Origin of the sequence: Pantoea sp. C2G6, assembly GCF_051336815.1 — a bacterium.
In the GTDB taxonomy this organism is placed as follows: Bacteria; Pseudomonadota; Gammaproteobacteria; order Enterobacterales; family Enterobacteriaceae; genus Pantoea.
Genome location: NZ_JBGMNJ010000007.1, coordinates 89,568 through 105,875, shown reverse-complemented (window position 1 = coordinate 105,875; position 16,308 = coordinate 89,568). Strand labels below are relative to the sequence as shown.

Sequence of the window (16,308 nt, the reverse complement as noted above, 5' to 3'; positions counted from 1 at the left end):
TTAACGTACCTTCAGCGTGGCCAGGCCAATCAGCACCAGCATGAGTGAAATAATCCAGAAGCGCACAATAACGCGCGGCTCCGGCCAGCCCTTGAGTTCATAGTGGTGATGGATCGGCGCCATGCGGAAAATACGCTGGCCGCGCAACTTAAAGGATCCCACCTGGAGGATCACCGAGAGCGTCTCCACCACAAACACGCCGCCCATAATCACCAGTAAAAATTCCTGACGCAGCAACACCGCGATGGTGCCCAGTGCGCCGCCCAGCGCCAGCGAACCCACATCGCCCATAAAGACCTGCGCCGGATAGGTGTTGAACCACAGGAAGCCCAGCCCGGCCCCGACGATGGCGGTGCAGACAATCACCAGCTCACCGGCGTGACGCAGATAGGGGATATGCAGATATTCAGCGAACTTCACGTTACCGGTGGCCCACGCCACCAGGGCGAAACCGGCCGCAACAAAGACGGTGGGCATAATCGCCAGGCCATCCAGTCCGTCGGTGAGGTTAACCGCGTTACCGGTTCCGACAATCACGAAGTAGGCCAGCAGCACATAAAACAGACCTAACTGCGGCATAATGTCTTTGAAAAACGGCACCACCAGCTGAGTGGCGGGGGTATCTTTGCCCGCCATGTAGAGCGCGAACGCCACACCCAGCGAGATCACCGACATCCAGAAATATTTCCAGCGTGCGATCAGTCCTTTGGTGTCCTTGCGGACCACCTTGCGGTAGTCATCCACAAAACCGATGATGCCGAAACCGATCAGCACCGTCAGCACGCACCAGACGTATGGGTTAGATGGATAGGCCCACATCAGCACCGAAATGGTAATGGAGGTGAGGATCATGATGCCGCCCATGGTAGGCGTGCCGCGTTTACTGAAATGCGATTCCGGGCCATCGTTACGCACCACCTGGCCAATCTGCAATTTTTGCAGCCAGGCGATCAGGCGCGGACCCATCCAGAGAGAGATAAACAACGCGGTCAGCAGGCTGACAATGGCGCGAAACGTCAGATAGGAAAAGACGTTGAAGCCGGAATAAAAAGCGACCAGATGCTCGGCCAGCCAGACTAACATGTTCCTTTCTCCTGTAGGCTTTGTACTACCTGCTCCATGGCGGCACTACGTGAACCTTTGATCAAAACGGTAATTTGTGAGTGTTCGGACAACAGCTGGCGTAAACGTTCAGTCAGCGTCGTTTTATCGCTGAAATGTTCGCCAACTCCGCTGCTTTCGCTGATGAAATGACTGAATTTTCCGGTAGTCAGTACCCGGTCGATGCCTGCGTCACGCGCCGCTTCCCCGACTTCCCGGTGACATTTTTCTGTTTCGTCGCCCAGTTCGGCCATATCGCCCGCCACCATCACCCGGTAGCCCGGCATCTCCGACAGCACCTGAGCGGCAGCGGTCATTGAGCCGACGTTGGCGTTGTAACTGTCATCCAGCAGCAGCTGATGCGCCGAGAGACGCACCGGGAAGAGACGACCCGGCACCGATTGCAAGGTTTTCAGCCCCTGCTGCACCGCGCTGAGCGGCGCGTCAACTGCCAGGGCCAGCGCCGCGGCGGCCAGCGCGTTGGCGATGTTATGGCGGCCCGGTAACGGCAGCACGATCTCCGCCTCACCACGCGGCGTCACCATCACAAAATGGGTGCCATCATGCGCGATGCGAATATCGCGGGCGGAGAAATCACATCCGGCGGCCTGCGGCGCGAAGCGCCATACCTTTTTGTCCTGCAAACTGTGCTGCCAGTTCGGCCAGTCATTGCTTTCGGCGTTCAGAATCGCAATGCCGTTTGCCGGCAGACCCTGGAAAATTTCGCCCTTGGCTTTGGCGACGCCCGCCAGCGAGCCAAATCCCTCCAGATGCGCCGCCGCCAGGTTATTCACCAGCGCGCTTTCTGGTTTAACCAGATCGGTGGTGTAGGCGATCTCACCCTGATGATTGGCACCGAGTTCGATCACCGCATACTGATGTTCCGCCGTCAGGCGCAGCAGCGTCATCGGTACGCCAAAATCGTTGTTGAGATTGCCCGCGGTATAGAGCGTTTCGCCACACTGACGCAGGATCGCCGCCGTCATCTCTTTCACCGAGGTTTTGCCGGAGGAGCCGGTCAGCGCCACCACCCGGGCGGTGGACTGCTGGCGCACCCAGGCTCCCAACTGACCGAGGCCCAGACGGGTATCTGCAACCACCACCTGCGGCACGGCGACAGGTAAGTGCTTACTTACCAGTAGCGCCTGCGCGCCGTTAGCAATCGCATCACCGACAAAATCATGCGCGTCAAAGCGTTCACCCACCAGCGCGATAAACAGACTGCCCGCCGTCACCTTGCGGGTGTCGGTGGTGACATCATCAAGCGTCAGGTCGCTGCCATAGAGCGTGCCGCCGGTGATCTCAGCCAGAGTGGATAATGAAACCGAAATCATGCTGCGCCTCCCAGCAGTGCGGCGACCGTGGCACGATCGGAGTAATCGAGGCGGCGGTTGCCGATAATCTGATAATCTTCGTGGCCTTTGCCCGCCACTAACACGATGTCGTCAGGCTGCGCCTGCATAATGGTACTGGTCACCGCCTGCGCCCGGCCTGGCACCACGCGAGCACGGCCTGGGTCCAGCAATCCGGTGAGAATATCGTTGACGATCGCCAGGGGATCTTCGCTGCGCGGGTTGTCATCGGTAATCACCACCACATCCGCACACTGCTCAGCAATCGCTCCCATCAGCGGGCGCTTGCCTTTATCCCGGTCGCCGCCGCAGCCAAACAGACACCAGAGTTTGCCTTTGCAGTGCAGGCGGGCAGCTTCCAGCGCTTTTTCCAGCGCATCCGGGGTGTGGGCATAATCAACCACCACCGTGGGTTTGCCTTTCGCGCTGAACACTTCCATCCGGCCATTGACCGGCTGTAACTGAGGCGCCGCGTTAATCAGGGCGCTGAGCGGATAACCCAGCGCCAGCAGGGTCGCCAGCGCCAGCATCAGGTTGCTGACATTGAATGCGCCCATCAGCGGGCTGTCGATTTCACCGTTGCCCCAGCTGGAGCTGAAACGGATATGTGCACCGTTGTCGTGATAGTTCACCGCATCGACTTTCAGCCAGCGGCCACGACAGCCAGGCTGCACATTATTTTCCAGCGTGACCGCCACCGCGTCGGGTAAACGGGCCAGCCAGCGACGGCCGGTTTCATCATCGGCATTGAGGATCGCCTGGCCGACCTGATGCTCAGAAAAGAGCAGCCACTTGGCTGACTCATAGCTCTGCATATCGCCGTGATAATCGAGGTGATCACGGCTGAGATTGGTAAACACCGCCGCCGCAAACGGCAGCGCGGCGACGCGATGCTGCACCAGACCGTGAGAGGAGACCTCCATCGCGGTCAGGGTCGCCCCTTTTCCGGCCAGATCGTGCAGCTGGTGCTGCACATCAACCGCCGAGCCGGTCGTGTTTTCAGCAGGGATAAGCTGACCAACCAGCCCGTTGCCCACGGTTCCCATCACCGCGCTGGTTTCGCCCAGCAACGCCGCCCACTGCGCCAGCAGCTGCGTGGTGGTGGTTTTGCCGTTGGTGCCGGTGACGCCAATCAGCGTCTGCTTTTCACCCGGTTGCTGATAAAACCGCCCGGCTAAAGCGGAAAGACGCTGATGCAGCTGCGCCAGATAGATAACCGGCACACCGTGCATTTCACGGATTTCGCCGTCAGCCGCTTCGCCTTCCGCTTCAGCCACCACGGCCGCCACGCCCTGAGCAATGGCCTGCGGAATAAAACGGCGTCCATCAGCCTGATGGCCTGCGACAGCGACAAACAGATCGCCAGATGCCGCGTTGCGGCTATCCAGGGTCATGTCACGCAGTGGACGCGCCGGCGCGCCAGGCACCCAGGGGCCGAGCAGGTCGCGCAGGTTACGATCTGTCACTTGATTCCTCACTTCTGTTGGTCACCAGCTCATTCTTGTCATTGGTCGGCAGCGCATCCGGCTCGATGTTCATGGTGCGCAGTACGCCGCCCATGATGGCACCAAATACCGGTGCAGAGACCGCACCACCGTAATACTTACCGGCCTGGGGATCGTTGATCACCACCACCAGCGCGAATCGGGGATGACTGGCAGGCGCTACGCCTGCGGTATAGGCAATGTATTTATTAACGTAGCGGCCATCCGGTCCGACTTTTTTCGCCGTACCGGTTTTAATCGCGATGCGATAGCCCTTGATGGCCGCTTTCACCCCGCCACCACCGGGCAGCGCCACGCTCTCCATCATATGCATCACGGTTTTCACCAGGGATTCATCGAAAACGCGCTGGCCCGCCACGGGCGGATCCACTTTGGTGATCGACAGCGGGCGGTTAATACCGTAGCTGCCGATGGTTGCGTAGACTCGCGCTAACTGTAACGGCGTTACCATTAGCCCGTAGCCGAAAGAGAAGGTGGCCCTCTCTATGTCAGACCACCGTTGTTTTTTAGGGTATAAGCCACTGCTTTCCCCGACCAGCCCCAAATTGGTCGGTTTGCCCAGTCCAAAGCGCGCGTAAGTCTCTACCAGCGCTGAGGAAGGCATCGCTAACGCCAGACGTGAAACCCCGACGTTACTCGATTTCTGTAAAACCCCGGTCAGGGTCAATTCGTTGTAGCGCGCCACATCTTTGATCTCATGACCATTGATACGGTACGGCACGGTATTCAGTACGCTGTTCTCTCTGACCACGCCGCGTTGCAGCGCCGTCATCACCACCATCGGCTTCACGGTTGAGCCGGGTTCGAAAATGTCGGTGATGGCGCGGTTACGCATCAGATCTTTTGGCGTGTTGCCAAGATTATTGGGGTTGTAAGCCGGACTGTTGGCCATCGCCAGCACTTCGCCGGTATTCACATCCACCAGCACCGCGGTGCCCGATTCCGCTTTGTTAAAGGCGACGGCGTTGTTCAGTTCGCGATAGACCAGCGCCTGTAACCGCTCATCGATGCTCAGCGTCAGGTTATGGGCCGCGCGGCTGTCGATAGAGGAGATGTCCTCAATCACCCGGCCGTAGCGATCTTTACGCACCGTCCGTTCACCGGGGGCACCGGTCAGCCACTTATCAAAGCTCTTCTCAATGCCTTCAATGCCCTCGCCATCGATATTGGTGAAGCCAATCAGATGAGAGGTGACCTGGCCGGCCGGGTAGTAACGGCGTGACTCTTCGCGCAGATGAATGCCGGGGAGTTTGAGTTTTTTGACATACTCGCCAATGGCCGGATTGACCTGACGCGCCAGATAGACAAAGCGGCCTTTCGGGTTGGCATTGACGCGGGCAGCCAGCTGGTCGAGTGGGATAGAGAGCGCATCGGACAGCGCCTTCCAGCGGCTGTCCAGCGTGACGCCGCCACCGGCATGCAGCTCTTTCGGGTCGGCCCAGATCGCGTTAACCGGCACGCTGACCGCCAGCGGTCGTCCGGCGCGATCGCTGATCATCCCGCGCGAGGTCGGCACGGCCTGCACCCGCAGCGAGCGCAGATCGCCCTCTTTCACCAGCTTGTCAGGATTGATCACCTGTAGCCAGGCGACACGCGACAATAATCCGCCCAGCGCCAGTAAAATGCAGCAGCACAACAACGCAAAACGCCAGCTTACAAAGCTGGCTTTATCTTCCGGTTTCTTCAACTTCAGCGTTCTGCCCGTACCGCTCATTCGCTATCTGGCGTCCTTATTTCTGCACCACAATATTTTCTTGTGAAGGATCAACGTGCTGCAAGTGCAGCTTCTCGGTGGCGATGCGTTCCACCCGGCTGTGATCGCCCAGCGCATTCTCTTCCAGAATCAGGTTGCGCCACTCGATATCCAGCGCGTCGCGCTCCAGCACCAGCTGTTCACGCTGCGCGGTTAACAGCCGCGTTTTATGGGTGGTGGTCACCACCAGCACGGCGGAGACCACCACAGCGATCAGCAACAGCACCGGGATCTTGCCCTTTCGCAGCAGATCCCCGCCAATCACCGCTGGCAGACTGTGGCGCTCGTTGCCGATCATGCGTCGCTTTTCTCCGCGATACGTAATACCGAGCTGCGGGCGCGCGGGTTCTCAGAGACCTCAGCGTCACCCGGCGACATTTTGCCGAGCAGCTTCAGTTCACGACCACCCAGCGCGCGCAGCTGCTGTTCCGTCATCGGCAGCCCGGCCGGCACCTGCGGTCCGCGGCTCTGATCGCGCATAAAGCGCTTCACCAGCCGATCTTCCAGCGAATGGAAACTGATTACCGAGAGACGGCCCTGCGGGGCCAGCACTTCCACTGCACCTTTCAGCGCAATATCGATCTCTTCCAGTTCGCTGTTGATCCAGATGCGAATCGCCTGGAAACTGCGCGTCGCCGGATGCTTAAACTTATCTTTGATCGGCGTGGCGATGGCGATCACCTCCGCCAGTTCCCGGGTGCGGGTCATTGGCTGCTCGCGGTTGCGTTCAACAATGGCGCGCGCGATACGTTTAGCAAAACGCTCTTCACCGTAGGTCTTCAGCACAAAAGCGATGTCCGCCTCTTCCGCCTGCAACAGCCATTCGGCAGCGGAGTGGCCGCGCGAAGGGTCCATACGCATATCCAGCGGTCCGTCACGCATAAAGGAGAAGCCGCGTTCGGCATCATCCAGCTGCGGTGATGAGACCCCCAGATCCAGCAAAATGCCATCAATTTTCCCGACCAGTTCCCGCTCAGCGACATACTCTGCCAGGGCGGAAAAAGGGCCATGAATAATTGAGAAACGCGGGTCGGTGATCTCCGCGGCGGCCGCGATAGCTTGTGGATCACGATCGATAGCGATCAGCCTGCCCTTCTCTCCCAGTTGCGAAAGAATCAGACGCGAATGGCCGCCACGGCCAAAGGTGCCATCGATGTAAATACCGTCTTCCCTGATATTGAGGCCGTTAACCGCCTCATCCAACAGTACGGTGGTATGTTTGAAATTTTCCTGCATAGCTATAGCGACAAGTCCTGCAACCGCTCAGATAAAGGCTCCTGAGCCGACTGTTCTGCGTCAATATCGTCCCTGACTTGTTGATACCAGGTCTGTTCATCCCACAATTCAAACTTGTTGAACTGTCCAACCAGCATCACTTCTTTGGTTAATTTTGCGTGCTGACGAAGCGTATTCGCCAGCAGCAGGCGGCCTGCGTTATCCATCTGACATTCACTGGCGTGCCCCAGCAACAGACGCTGCACGCGGCGCTCAAGCGGATTCATACTGGAAAGGCGTGCCAGCTTTTTCTCAATGATTTCCCATTCGGGCAGGGTATAAAGCAACAGGCATGGCTGGTGGAGGTCGATGGTACAGACCATCTGCCCCTGAGACTCCCCCTTCAGCAAATCGCGGTATCGCGTGGGTACGGCAAGCCGCCCTTTGCTGTCGAGATTGACTAACGTTGCTCCGCGGAACATGCCAGCCTCTTCTCCTGATCGCCCGTTTACGCCACTTTATCCCACTTTTTACCACGAAACGAGTTTAAGGATCCCATGAAATCCTTGTCAAGCCGGAGCGGTAGCTGAATATCACTCTTTACAGACCGGAGAATTAAGGTCTGACATCGATATAATCGGGCAAAAAGGGAAAATTAAAATTAAGCCGATGAATATCTGAATAAAAAACCCGGCCTGAGAAAAAACGACTAAAAATGAAACAATGTAAAGCGCTAAATATTTATCGCTGTTTCTGAGACAGCGGCGGCATTTTAGGGGATTTCCGAAAGGAAGCCCAGCAGCTTCAGCGGCGGCGGGCGGGCAAGGTTTGTTGAAGTTGTAAGCAGATAATAAAAATAAGGTGCAGTGCTTTGTTAGAATTGATGAGCAGAATTTACGCTTTTTTACGTCGACCTGTTTATTTAATCAGTTAAATCGGCAGATTAAATGTACGGGCAGCGTAATACTGCCCGTTAATCATTTAACTCGTCGGCTTAATTGTCCGCGACGATATAAATTACGACGAATACGGGTTAAGCCGGGTTTCGGTTTTCGCGGTTCATCCAGCGAGGCTAAAACTAATTCCAGCACCCGCTCGGCGACGTCGCGATGACGCTGACCCACGGCCAGCACCGGGCACTCCAGGAAGTCCAGTAATTCGTGGTCGCCAAAAGTGGCAATCGCCAGCTCGGTCGGCAGGCGTCCGTCTCGTTTCAGCGTCACATCCATCACCCCCTGCAACAGACCAAACGAGGTGGTAAATAGCGCCTCCGGCATCGGATGATCTTCAAGATACTTTTCAAACAGCGCCGCCGCCGCACTGCGCTCAAAGCTGTTGCAGTAGATATAGTCTATTGGCCGGGGGTCCTCTTTCCACGCATCGCGGAAGCCCAGTTCACGCAGAAAACTCACCGACAGCTCCGGCAACGCGCCGAGAAACAGCACATTTTTAACCGGCAGCTGACGCAGTTCAGCCGCCAGGGTAAAAGCGTCATCCTGATCGGCACCCACCACGCTGGTGAAATGCTCACGATCCAGCGCCCGGTCTAAGGCGATAATCGGTAAGGGATCGTGGATCCAGCGCTGATAAAAGGGGTGCTCAGGCGGCAGGGAGGTGGAAACAATAATCGCGTCGACCTGCCGCTGTAACAGATGTTCAATGCAGCGCATCTCGTTATCGGGCTGATCTTCAGAACAGGCGATCAGCAACTGATAACCACGCTGACGCGCCTGACGCTCAAGGTAGTTGGCAATGCGGGTATAACTGGTGTTCTCCAGATCGGGGATCACCAACCCGATTGAGCGCGTGCGCCCGGCGCGCAGCCCGGCAGCCACCGCGTTGGGGTGATAATTATGCTCACGTACCACCGCCATCACTTTTTCAACGGTTTTGTCGCTGACACGATACTGCCGCGCCTTACCGTTGATCACATAACTGGCCGTGGTGCGCGACACGCCTGCCAAACGCGCAATTTCATCCAGCTTCACGATAACTCCATCATCAAATCCGCTTCTGTGGCAGAAATAGCCGCAGTTACGCTATGGACAACTCATGGCTATCATCTAACAGCAGAAAAGTGCGCGGAGCAACCGCTTTTCTGAATGTATCCCGGCTGACGCATAAAAAATAAAAAACCCGGCATTTCGCCGGGTTAGGTCAGGTTTGATGGTGACGTAGCGCAATTAACGCATGATGCGATCGCCGCGGGAAACGCCCACGATGCCGGAACGGGCCACTTCAACAATTTCCGCCACGTCACGCACGGTGTTGAGAAAGGCGTCCAGCTTGTCGCTGGTGCCAGCCAGCTGAACCGTGTAAAGCGTCGGCGTCACGTCGATGATCTGACCCCGGAAGATCTCGGCGTTACGCTTCACCTCTTCCCGGCCATAACCGCTCGCCTGAATCTTCACCAGCATGATCTCGCGCTCAACATAAGCGCCCTGCCCCAGCTCGGTGACGCGCAGCACATCCACCAGCTTGTGCAGCTGCTTTTCAATCTGCTCCAGCACTTTCTCATCGCCCACCGTCTGAATGGTCATGCGCGACAGCGTCGGATCGTCGGTCGGCGCCACGGTCAGGCTCTCAATGTTGTAACCGCGCTGCGAGAACAGGCCGACAACGCGGGATAATGCGCCGGATTCATTCTCCAGCAGAACCGATAAAATGCGACGCATAATTATGTCCTCTCCGTTTTGCTTAACCACATCTCATCCATGCTGCCACCGCGAATCTGCATCGGATAGACGTGCTCGCTACCGTCAACGGTGACATCCACAAACACCAGGCGTCCCTGCGCCAGGATCTCCAGCGCCTGGGTCAGCTTCTCTTCCAGCTCGGCCGGATGTTCGATGGCGATGCCCACATGGCCGTAGGCTTCCGCCAGTCGCACAAAGTCAGGCAGCGACTCCATATAAGACTGTGAGTGGCGGCCAGAGTAGATCATATCCTGCCACTGTTTCACCATGCCCAGCACCCGGTTGTTCAGGTTTAACACCAGCACCGGCAGGTTGTATTGCAGCGCGGTAGAAAGCTCCTGAATGTTCATCTGGATACTGCCATCGCCGGTTACGCAGATCACCGTCTCATCCGGCAGCGCCATCTTCACGCCCAGCGCCGCAGGCAGGCCAAAGCCCATGGTGCCCAGACCGCCGGAGTTGATCCAGCGGCGCGGTTTATCAAAGGGATAGTAGAGCGCAGCGAACATCTGATGCTGACCGACATCGGAGGTGACATAGGCGTCGCCTTTAGTCAGCCGGCTGATGGTTTCAATCACCGCCTGCGGCTTGATTTTGGCGCTGGTGCGATCAAATTCCAGGCAGTGGCGACTGCGCCAGCCCTCAATCGTCTGCCACCAGTCGCCCAGGCTGTCGGCGCGCTGCTGACTGTCGCTCTGCGCCAGCAACTCCAGCATCTGCTGGAGAACCTGCTTAGCGTCACCCACAATCGGAATATCCGCCGCCACCGTTTTAGAGACGGAGGTCGGGTCAATATCGATGTGCATCACCGTGGCGTTGGGACAATATTTCGCCAGATTATTGGTGGTGCGATCGTCAAAGCGCACGCCGATACCAAAAATCAGGTCGCTGTTGTGCATCGTCATGTTGGCTTCGTAAGTGCCGTGCATCCCGAGCATGCCGACGCACTGACGATGGGTGCCCGGAAAAGCGCCCAGCCCCATCAGCGAGGTGGTCACCGGAATATTCAGGCTTTCCGCCAGCTGTAACAGTTCCGCTTCGCAGCCCGAGGTAATGGCCCCGCCACCGGCGTAGATCACCGGCTTGTGCGCCGCCAGCAGCGTCGTCAGCGCACGCTTAATCTGCCCTTTATGCCCCTGAATCGTCGGGTTGTAAGAGCGCATGCTCACCGTTTCCGGCCAGTGATAGGGCAATTTGTTCGCCGGATTGAGAATGTCTTTCGGCAGATCGATCACCACCGGCCCCGGACGTCCGCTGGAGGCCAGCCAGAACGCCTTTTTCAGCACGGTCGGGATCTCTTCAGTGCTTTTCACCAGGAAGCTGTGCTTGACCACCGGACGGGAGATGCCGACCATGTCGCACTCCTGAAAGGCGTCATAGCCAATCAGCGACGACGGAACCTGGCCCGACAGGATCACCAGCGGGATAGAGTCCATATAGGCGGTGGCAATACCGGTGATCGCGTTGGTGGCACCCGGTCCTGAAGTGACCAGCACCACGCCGACTTCGCCGGTCGCGCGTGCCAGGCCATCCGCCATATGCACCGCGCCCTGCTCATGGCGCACCAGAATGTGGTCGATTCCGCCCACGGTTTGCAGCGCATCATAAATATCTAAGACTGCGCCACCCGGATAACCGAATACCTGCTTAACGCCCTGGTCGATCAACGAGCGGACGACCATTTCGGCTCCTGACAACATCTCCATCTTCTGCCTCCAGGCGTGAGGAGCGGATAACCCTGACGCACCTTTCAGCGCCTGTCACGTTATCCCGCTCCCTGTTGTGCCAATGTAAGATCAAAACCTTATGTTTATGCCAGCCCAGCGGAAAAGGGTATCGCCGGGCGGTTACAGAGAAATCTGTTGAGTTCATTGTTCTCAGAGTAGGTCGATTACCATAACCGCAGTTAACCTTGCAGGCAAACCGCCAACCCGCGCAAATTAACCGGCGGGAATGTAAAGGCTCTGCGCGATAAGAATTGGCTGCGCGGATTAAACTAATTACCCGACCGAACCGCAGAGGAAAATGCTGAATAAGAAATTATTTTCAGCGTGATCTAAGAAATAGCGAAAAGTTATTATCTTCAGTAATAGCCCACAATCGCCTGACACTTTTCTTTTCTGGCGTAATTAACCTGAAAAACATAAAAGCACCTGCGATTATGCTAAAGCTCAGCCGGGGCCATCTGCCTTATCGCATCAAGCGCGAACAAATAAATCCTTTTATTTCATGGCAATAAATCATACCTGAACCCGGCAAGAGCGCATTCCGCCGCGCTATTCTTCCCGGTGCTCAGGGATCGCTGTTCATTACGCTGCTTTGTTGCAAAATGACAGAATATTTTTCTTATGCGCCAGCGAAAATGAGCCCGCACGGAAGGTTGACATCGCCCGGTGATTCCAGTACCAATATGTGCAGCACAACATTTTATGAGGTCTGAATCGATGTTTCGTTCTTCCCGCCTACTCGGTCTACTACTAAACGCATACAGCTTGCGCGGTAGACTTGTGGGCGGAATCAAACACTGATTCAGACCTGCTGAAAGTTAAAAACCCGCGCCTGTCGCGGGTTTTTTTATGCTCGTTGCAAGGCCAGAAAAGCATAAGGATGATTACGATGAGCCAGCAAGTCATTATTTTCGATACCACTCTGCGCGACGGTGAGCAGGCATTACAGGCCAGCCTGAGTGTGAAAGAAAAATTGCAGATCGCGTTAGCGCTGGAGCGCATGGGCGTGGATGTCATGGAAGTCGGCTTTCCGGTCTCGTCGCCGGGTGATTTCGAGTCGGTACAGACGATTGCCCGCACCATTAAAAACAGCCGGGTCTGTGGTCTGGCGCGCTGTGTGGAGAAGGATATTGACGCCGCTTATGAGTCACTGCGCGTGGCCGAAGCCTTCCGTATTCATACCTTTATCGCCACCTCGCCGATGCACATCGCCACCAAACTGCGCAGCACGCTGCCAGAAGTGATTGAGCGCGCGGTACATATGGTGAAACGGGCGCGTAACTACACCAGTGACGTTGAGTTCTCCTGTGAAGATGGCGGACGGACCCCGATTGACGACCTGTGCCGGATGGTTGAAGCGGCGATTAACGCCGGTGCCACCACCATCAACATCCCCGACACCGTGGGCTACACCCTGCCAGGCGAATATGCTCATATCATCAGCCAGCTGATTAACCGCGTGCCGAACATCGATAAAGCGATTCTGTCCGTGCATACCCACGACGACCTGGGCATGGCGACCGGCAACGCGCTGGCTGCGGTGCAGGCGGGTGCGCGTCAGGTTGAAGGCACCCTGAACGGTCTGGGTGAACGCGCCGGTAACTGTGCGCTGGAAGAGGTGATCATGGCGATTAAAACCCGCCAGCAGATTATGAACGTGCACACCAATATCAATCATCAGGAGATCTACCGCACCAGCCAGATGGTCAGCCAGATCTGCAACATGCCGATTCCGGCTAACAAGGCGGTGGTTGGCTCCAACGCTTTCGCCCACTCCTCCGGTATTCATCAGGATGGCGTGCTGAAGAATCGCGAGAACTATGAAATCCTGACGCCGGAGTCGATCGGCCTGCACAAAATCCAGCTGAACCTGACCTCACGCTCCGGCCGTGCGGCGGTGAAACACCGTATGGAAGAGATGGGCTACGCAGAGCAGGATTACAATCTGGATACCCTGTATGACGCCTTCCTGAAGCTGGCCGACAAAAAAGGCCAGGTGTTCGATTACGACCTGGAGGCGCTGGCCTTTATTAACAAACAGAATGAAGAGCCGGAACATTTCCAGCTGCACGAATTCAACGTCCAGACCGGCTCCAGCATCACCGCCACCGCCTCCGTCAACCTGGGCTGCGGCGATAGCGCGAAATCGGATGCCGCGACCGGTAACGGTCCGGTGGATGCGGTCTATCAGGCGATCAATCGCATCACCCAGATTGACGCTGAACTGGTTAACTACAAACTCACGGCCAAAGGCCACGGCGAAAACGCGCTGGGTCAGGTCGATATTGTGGTGAGCTACAACGGCCGTAAGTTCCACGGCATTGGGCTGGCGACCGATATTGTAGAGTCTTCCGCCAAAGCGATGGTCAACGCCCTGAATAACATCTGGCGTGCCCGACAGGTTGAACAGGAATTGCAGCGCAAATTTAAAGATCAGAAGGAAACCGTATAACTATGTCCAGCTCTTCTCATATCGCAGTTTTGCCCGGTGACGGTATCGGCCCGGAAGTGATGGCTCAGGCCATGAAAGTGCTGGACGCGATTCGCCAGCGCTTTGATATGCAGATTACCACTCAGGAATATGCGGTCGGCGGTATCGCTATCGATCAGCATGGTGAGCCGCTGCCGCCCGCCACTATCGCCGGCTGCGAACAGGCCGACGCGATTCTGTTTGGTTCCGTTGGCGGACCGAAGTGGGAGCACTTACCGCCCGCGTCACAGCCGGAACGTGGCGCGCTGCTGCCGTTGCGTAAACATTTTAAGCTGTTCAGCAACCTGCGCCCGGCGGCGCTCTACAGCGGGCTGGAAGCCTTTTGCCCGCTGCGCAGCGACATCGCCGCCAGAGGCTTCGATATTCTGTGCGTGCGTGAACTGACCGGCGGCATCTATTTTGGTCAGCCTAAAGGTCGCGAAGGCAGCGGCCCGGAAGAGCGCGCCTTTGACACCGAGGTCTATCACCGTTTTGAGATTGAGCGCATCGCCCGCATCGCCTTTGAATCGGCGCGCAAGCGTCGCAACAAAGTGACTTCGGTGGATAAAGCCAACGTGCTGCAAACCTCGGTGATGTGGCGTGAGATCGTGAATGAAGTGGCCAAAGAGTACCCGGATGTGCAGCTGAGCCACATCTACATTGATAACGCCACTATGCAGCTGATCAAAGACCCGTCGCAGTTTGACGTGCTGCTCTGCTCCAACCTGTTTGGCGACATTCTCTCGGATGAGTGTGCGATGATCACCGGTTCGATGGGGATGCTGCCCTCCGCCAGTCTGAATGAGGCGGGCTTTGGCCTGTTTGAACCGGCTGGCGGCTCAGCACCCGATATTGCCGGTCAGAACATTGCCAACCCGGTGGCGCAGATTCTGTCACTGTCGCTGCTGCTGCGTTACAGCCTGAATGCCGATGCGGCTGCCGACAGCATCGAACGCGCCATCAGCCGTGCGCTGGAACAGGGCTACCGCACCAAAGATTTAGCCGGCGACGGCCCCGCGGTCAGCACCGATGAGATGGGCAGCATCATTGCCCGCTTTATCGCCGAGGAAAAATAAAATAATGAAAACTTTATACCAGAAGTTATTTGATGCTCATGTCGTCCACGAAGCGCCGAATGAAACACCGTTACTCTACATCGATCGCCACCTGATCCATGAAGTAACCTCGCCGCAGGCCTTTGATGGCCTGCGTGCCCACGGACGTAAAGTGCGTCAGCCGGGCAAAACCTTCGCCACAATGGATCACAACGTCTCTACCCAGACCAAAGATATTAATGCGTCGGGCGAGATGGCGCGTATCCAGATGCAGGAGCTGATGAAAAACTGCGCCGAGTTTGGCGTCCAGCTCTATGACCTGAATCACCCATTCCAGGGCATTGTCCATGTTATCGGCCCTGAGCAGGGCATGACGCTGCCGGGCATGACCATTGTCTGCGGCGACTCCCATACCGCCACTCACGGTGCCTTTGGCTCGCTGGCCTTTGGTATCGGCACCTCCGAAGTGGAACATGTGTTTGCGACCCAGACCCTGAAACAGGGTCGGGCGAAAACCATGAAGATTGAGGTGCTGGGCCAGGCCTCCACCGGCATCACCGCGAAAGATATTGTGCTGGCGATCATCGGCAAAACCGGCAGCGCCGGCGGCACCGGCTATGTGGTCGAGTTCTGCGGACCGGCGATTCAGGCGCTGAGCATGGAAGGTCGTATGACCCTGTGCAACATGGCGATTGAGATGGGGGCGAAAGCGGGCCTGGTGGCACCGGATGAGACCACCTTCAACTACCTGAAAGGCCGTCAGTTCTCGCCGCAGGGCGAGAAATGGGAGCAGGCCGTGGAGTACTGGCGCACCCTGAAGTCAGATGAAGGTGCCACCTATGACGCGGTGGTGACGCTGCACGCCGAGGAGATTGCGCCACAGGTCACCTGGGGCACCAATCCCGGTCAGGTGATTGCGGTTGATCAACTGATCCCGAATCCGGCCTCGTTCGCCGATCCGGTGGAGCGCGCCTCCGCGGAAAAAGCGCTGGCCTACATGAACCTGCAACCGGGCATTAAGCTGACCGATGTGGCGATTGATAAAGTCTTTATCGGCTCCTGTACCAATTCACGTATCGAAGATCTGCGCGCCGCCGCCGCCATCGCCAAAGGCCGTAAAGTGGCTCCGGGCGTGGTCGCCATGGTGGTGCCGGGTTCCGGTCCGGTGAAAGCGCAGGCCGAAGCGGAAGGTCTGGATAAAATCTTCCTGGAAGCGGGCTTTGAGTGGCGTCTGCCCGGCTGCTCAATGTGTCTGGCGATGAACAATGACCGTCTGAATCCGGGCGAGCGTTGTGCCTCAACCAGTAACCGTAACTTTGAAGGTCGTCAGGGCCGCGGTGGGCGTACCCACCTGGTCAGCCCGGCGATGGCCGCCGCGGCCGCCGTAACCGGCCATTTTGCCGACATCCGTGAACTGACGACAGGAGCTTAAGT

The 16,308-nt window shown here is 57.2% G+C and carries 14 protein-coding genes; 4 read left to right on the top strand and 10 right to left on the bottom strand.

Annotated features, from left to right (window positions below; all coding sequences use genetic code 11):
* From mraY to ilvI, 10 genes are all read right to left on the bottom strand, one after another.
* Complete coding sequence (mraY, locus tag ACCW71_RS11560) at window positions 1-1,083, bottom strand: phospho-N-acetylmuramoyl-pentapeptide-transferase (protein WP_436371444.1); 1,083 nt, start codon at window positions 1,081-1,083, stop codon at window positions 1-3.
* Window positions 1,077-2,435 (bottom strand): UDP-N-acetylmuramoyl-tripeptide--D-alanyl-D-alanine ligase, encoded by a 1,359-nt coding sequence (murF, locus tag ACCW71_RS11555; protein ID WP_436371443.1) that lies wholly within the window; start codon window positions 2,433-2,435, stop codon window positions 1,077-1,079. Before murF ends, mraY begins: the two co-directional genes overlap by 7 nt.
* The gene (gene murE, locus ACCW71_RS11550) at window positions 2,432-3,919 is read right to left on the bottom strand and encodes a UDP-N-acetylmuramoyl-L-alanyl-D-glutamate--2,6-diaminopimelate ligase (protein WP_436371441.1); all 1,488 of its coding nucleotides are present in this window, start codon (window positions 3,917-3,919) and stop codon (window positions 2,432-2,434) included. Before murE ends, murF begins: the two co-directional genes overlap by 4 nt.
* Window positions 3,906-5,672 carry a peptidoglycan glycosyltransferase FtsI gene (locus tag ACCW71_RS11545; RefSeq protein ID WP_436371439.1) on the bottom strand — a complete coding sequence of 589 codons (1,767 nt, stop codon included), beginning with the start codon at window positions 5,670-5,672 and terminating at the stop codon, window positions 3,906-3,908. Before ACCW71_RS11545 ends, murE begins: the two co-directional genes overlap by 14 nt.
* Window positions 5,673-5,688: 16 nt before the next feature.
* Complete coding sequence (gene ftsL, locus ACCW71_RS11540) at window positions 5,689-6,009, bottom strand: cell division protein FtsL (protein WP_436371437.1); 321 nt, start codon at window positions 6,007-6,009, stop codon at window positions 5,689-5,691.
* Complete coding sequence (rsmH, locus tag ACCW71_RS11535) at window positions 6,006-6,947, bottom strand: 16S rRNA (cytosine(1402)-N(4))-methyltransferase RsmH (protein ID WP_436371435.1); 942 nt, start codon at window positions 6,945-6,947, stop codon at window positions 6,006-6,008. The genes ftsL and rsmH overlap by 4 nt, the downstream gene beginning before the upstream one ends.
* 2 nt (window positions 6,948-6,949) lie before the next feature.
* A complete protein-coding gene (gene mraZ / locus ACCW71_RS11530) occupies window positions 6,950-7,408 on the bottom strand; it encodes a division/cell wall cluster transcriptional repressor MraZ (RefSeq protein ID WP_436371433.1) in 459 nt (152 codons plus the stop codon).
* Between the two features lie 495 nt (window positions 7,409-7,903).
* Window positions 7,904-8,914 carry a catabolite repressor/activator gene (gene cra / locus ACCW71_RS11525; RefSeq protein WP_436371431.1) on the bottom strand — a complete coding sequence of 337 codons (1,011 nt, stop codon included), beginning with the start codon at window positions 8,912-8,914 and terminating at the stop codon, window positions 7,904-7,906.
* 195 nt (window positions 8,915-9,109) lie between these two features.
* Window positions 9,110-9,601, bottom strand: a complete 492-nt coding sequence (gene ilvN, locus ACCW71_RS11520; protein WP_436371429.1) for an acetolactate synthase small subunit — start codon at window positions 9,599-9,601, stop codon at window positions 9,110-9,112.
* 2 nt (window positions 9,602-9,603) lie between these two features.
* Complete coding sequence (gene ilvI / locus ACCW71_RS11515; protein ID WP_436371427.1) at window positions 9,604-11,328, bottom strand: acetolactate synthase 3 large subunit; 1,725 nt, start codon at window positions 11,326-11,328, stop codon at window positions 9,604-9,606.
* Between the two features lie 723 nt (window positions 11,329-12,051).
* Here ilvI and leuL point away from each other — a divergent pair.
* The 4 genes from leuL to leuC all read left to right on the top strand — a co-directional run bounded on the left by leuL (window position 12,052) and on the right by leuC (window position 16,306).
* Window positions 12,052-12,150 carry a leu operon leader peptide gene (gene leuL / locus ACCW71_RS11510; RefSeq protein ID WP_436371425.1) on the top strand — a complete coding sequence of 33 codons (99 nt, stop codon included), beginning with the start codon at window positions 12,052-12,054 and terminating at the stop codon, window positions 12,148-12,150.
* A gap of 88 nt (window positions 12,151-12,238) precedes the next feature.
* Window positions 12,239-13,801, top strand: coding sequence for a 2-isopropylmalate synthase (leuA, locus tag ACCW71_RS11505; protein ID WP_436371423.1), 1,563 nt, complete (start codon window positions 12,239-12,241; stop codon window positions 13,799-13,801).
* Between the two features lie 2 nt (window positions 13,802-13,803).
* Window positions 13,804-14,895, top strand: a complete 1,092-nt coding sequence (gene leuB, locus ACCW71_RS11500) for a 3-isopropylmalate dehydrogenase (RefSeq protein ID WP_436371421.1) — start codon at window positions 13,804-13,806, stop codon at window positions 14,893-14,895.
* A 4-nt stretch (window positions 14,896-14,899) separates the two neighbouring features.
* Window positions 14,900-16,306 carry a 3-isopropylmalate dehydratase large subunit gene (gene leuC, locus ACCW71_RS11495; RefSeq protein WP_436371419.1) on the top strand — a complete coding sequence of 469 codons (1,407 nt, stop codon included), beginning with the start codon at window positions 14,900-14,902 and terminating at the stop codon, window positions 16,304-16,306.
* The last annotated feature ends 2 nt before the right edge of the window (window positions 16,307-16,308 follow it).

Excerpts from the sequence above, each read along its gene's own strand:
- mraY (WP_436371444.1), bottom strand. The coding sequence starts at position 1,083 with ATGTTAGTCTGGCTGGCCGAGCATCTGGTCGCTTTTTATTCCGGCTTC.
- murF (WP_436371443.1), bottom strand. The coding sequence starts at position 2,435 with ATGATTTCGGTTTCATTATCCACTCTGGCTGAGATCACCGGCGGCACG.
- ACCW71_RS11545 (WP_436371439.1), bottom strand. The coding sequence starts at position 5,672 with ATGAGCGGTACGGGCAGAACGCTGAAGTTGAAGAAACCGGAAGATAAA.
- ftsL (WP_436371437.1), bottom strand. The coding sequence starts at position 6,009 with ATGATCGGCAACGAGCGCCACAGTCTGCCAGCGGTGATTGGCGGGGAT.
- rsmH (WP_436371435.1), bottom strand. The coding sequence starts at position 6,947 with ATGCAGGAAAATTTCAAACATACCACCGTACTGTTGGATGAGGCGGTT.
- mraZ (WP_436371433.1), bottom strand. The coding sequence starts at position 7,408 with ATGTTCCGCGGAGCAACGTTAGTCAATCTCGACAGCAAAGGGCGGCTT.
- ilvN (WP_436371429.1), bottom strand. The coding sequence starts at position 9,601 with ATGCGTCGCATTTTATCGGTTCTGCTGGAGAATGAATCCGGCGCATTA.
- ilvI (WP_436371427.1), bottom strand. The coding sequence starts at position 11,328 with ATGGAGATGTTGTCAGGAGCCGAAATGGTCGTCCGCTCGTTGATCGAC.
- leuL (WP_436371425.1), top strand. The coding sequence starts at position 12,052 with ATGAGGTCTGAATCGATGTTTCGTTCTTCCCGCCTACTCGGTCTACTA.
- leuA (WP_436371423.1), top strand. The coding sequence starts at position 12,239 with ATGAGCCAGCAAGTCATTATTTTCGATACCACTCTGCGCGACGGTGAG.
- leuB (WP_436371421.1), top strand. The coding sequence starts at position 13,804 with ATGTCCAGCTCTTCTCATATCGCAGTTTTGCCCGGTGACGGTATCGGC.
- leuC (WP_436371419.1), top strand. The coding sequence starts at position 14,900 with ATGAAAACTTTATACCAGAAGTTATTTGATGCTCATGTCGTCCACGAA.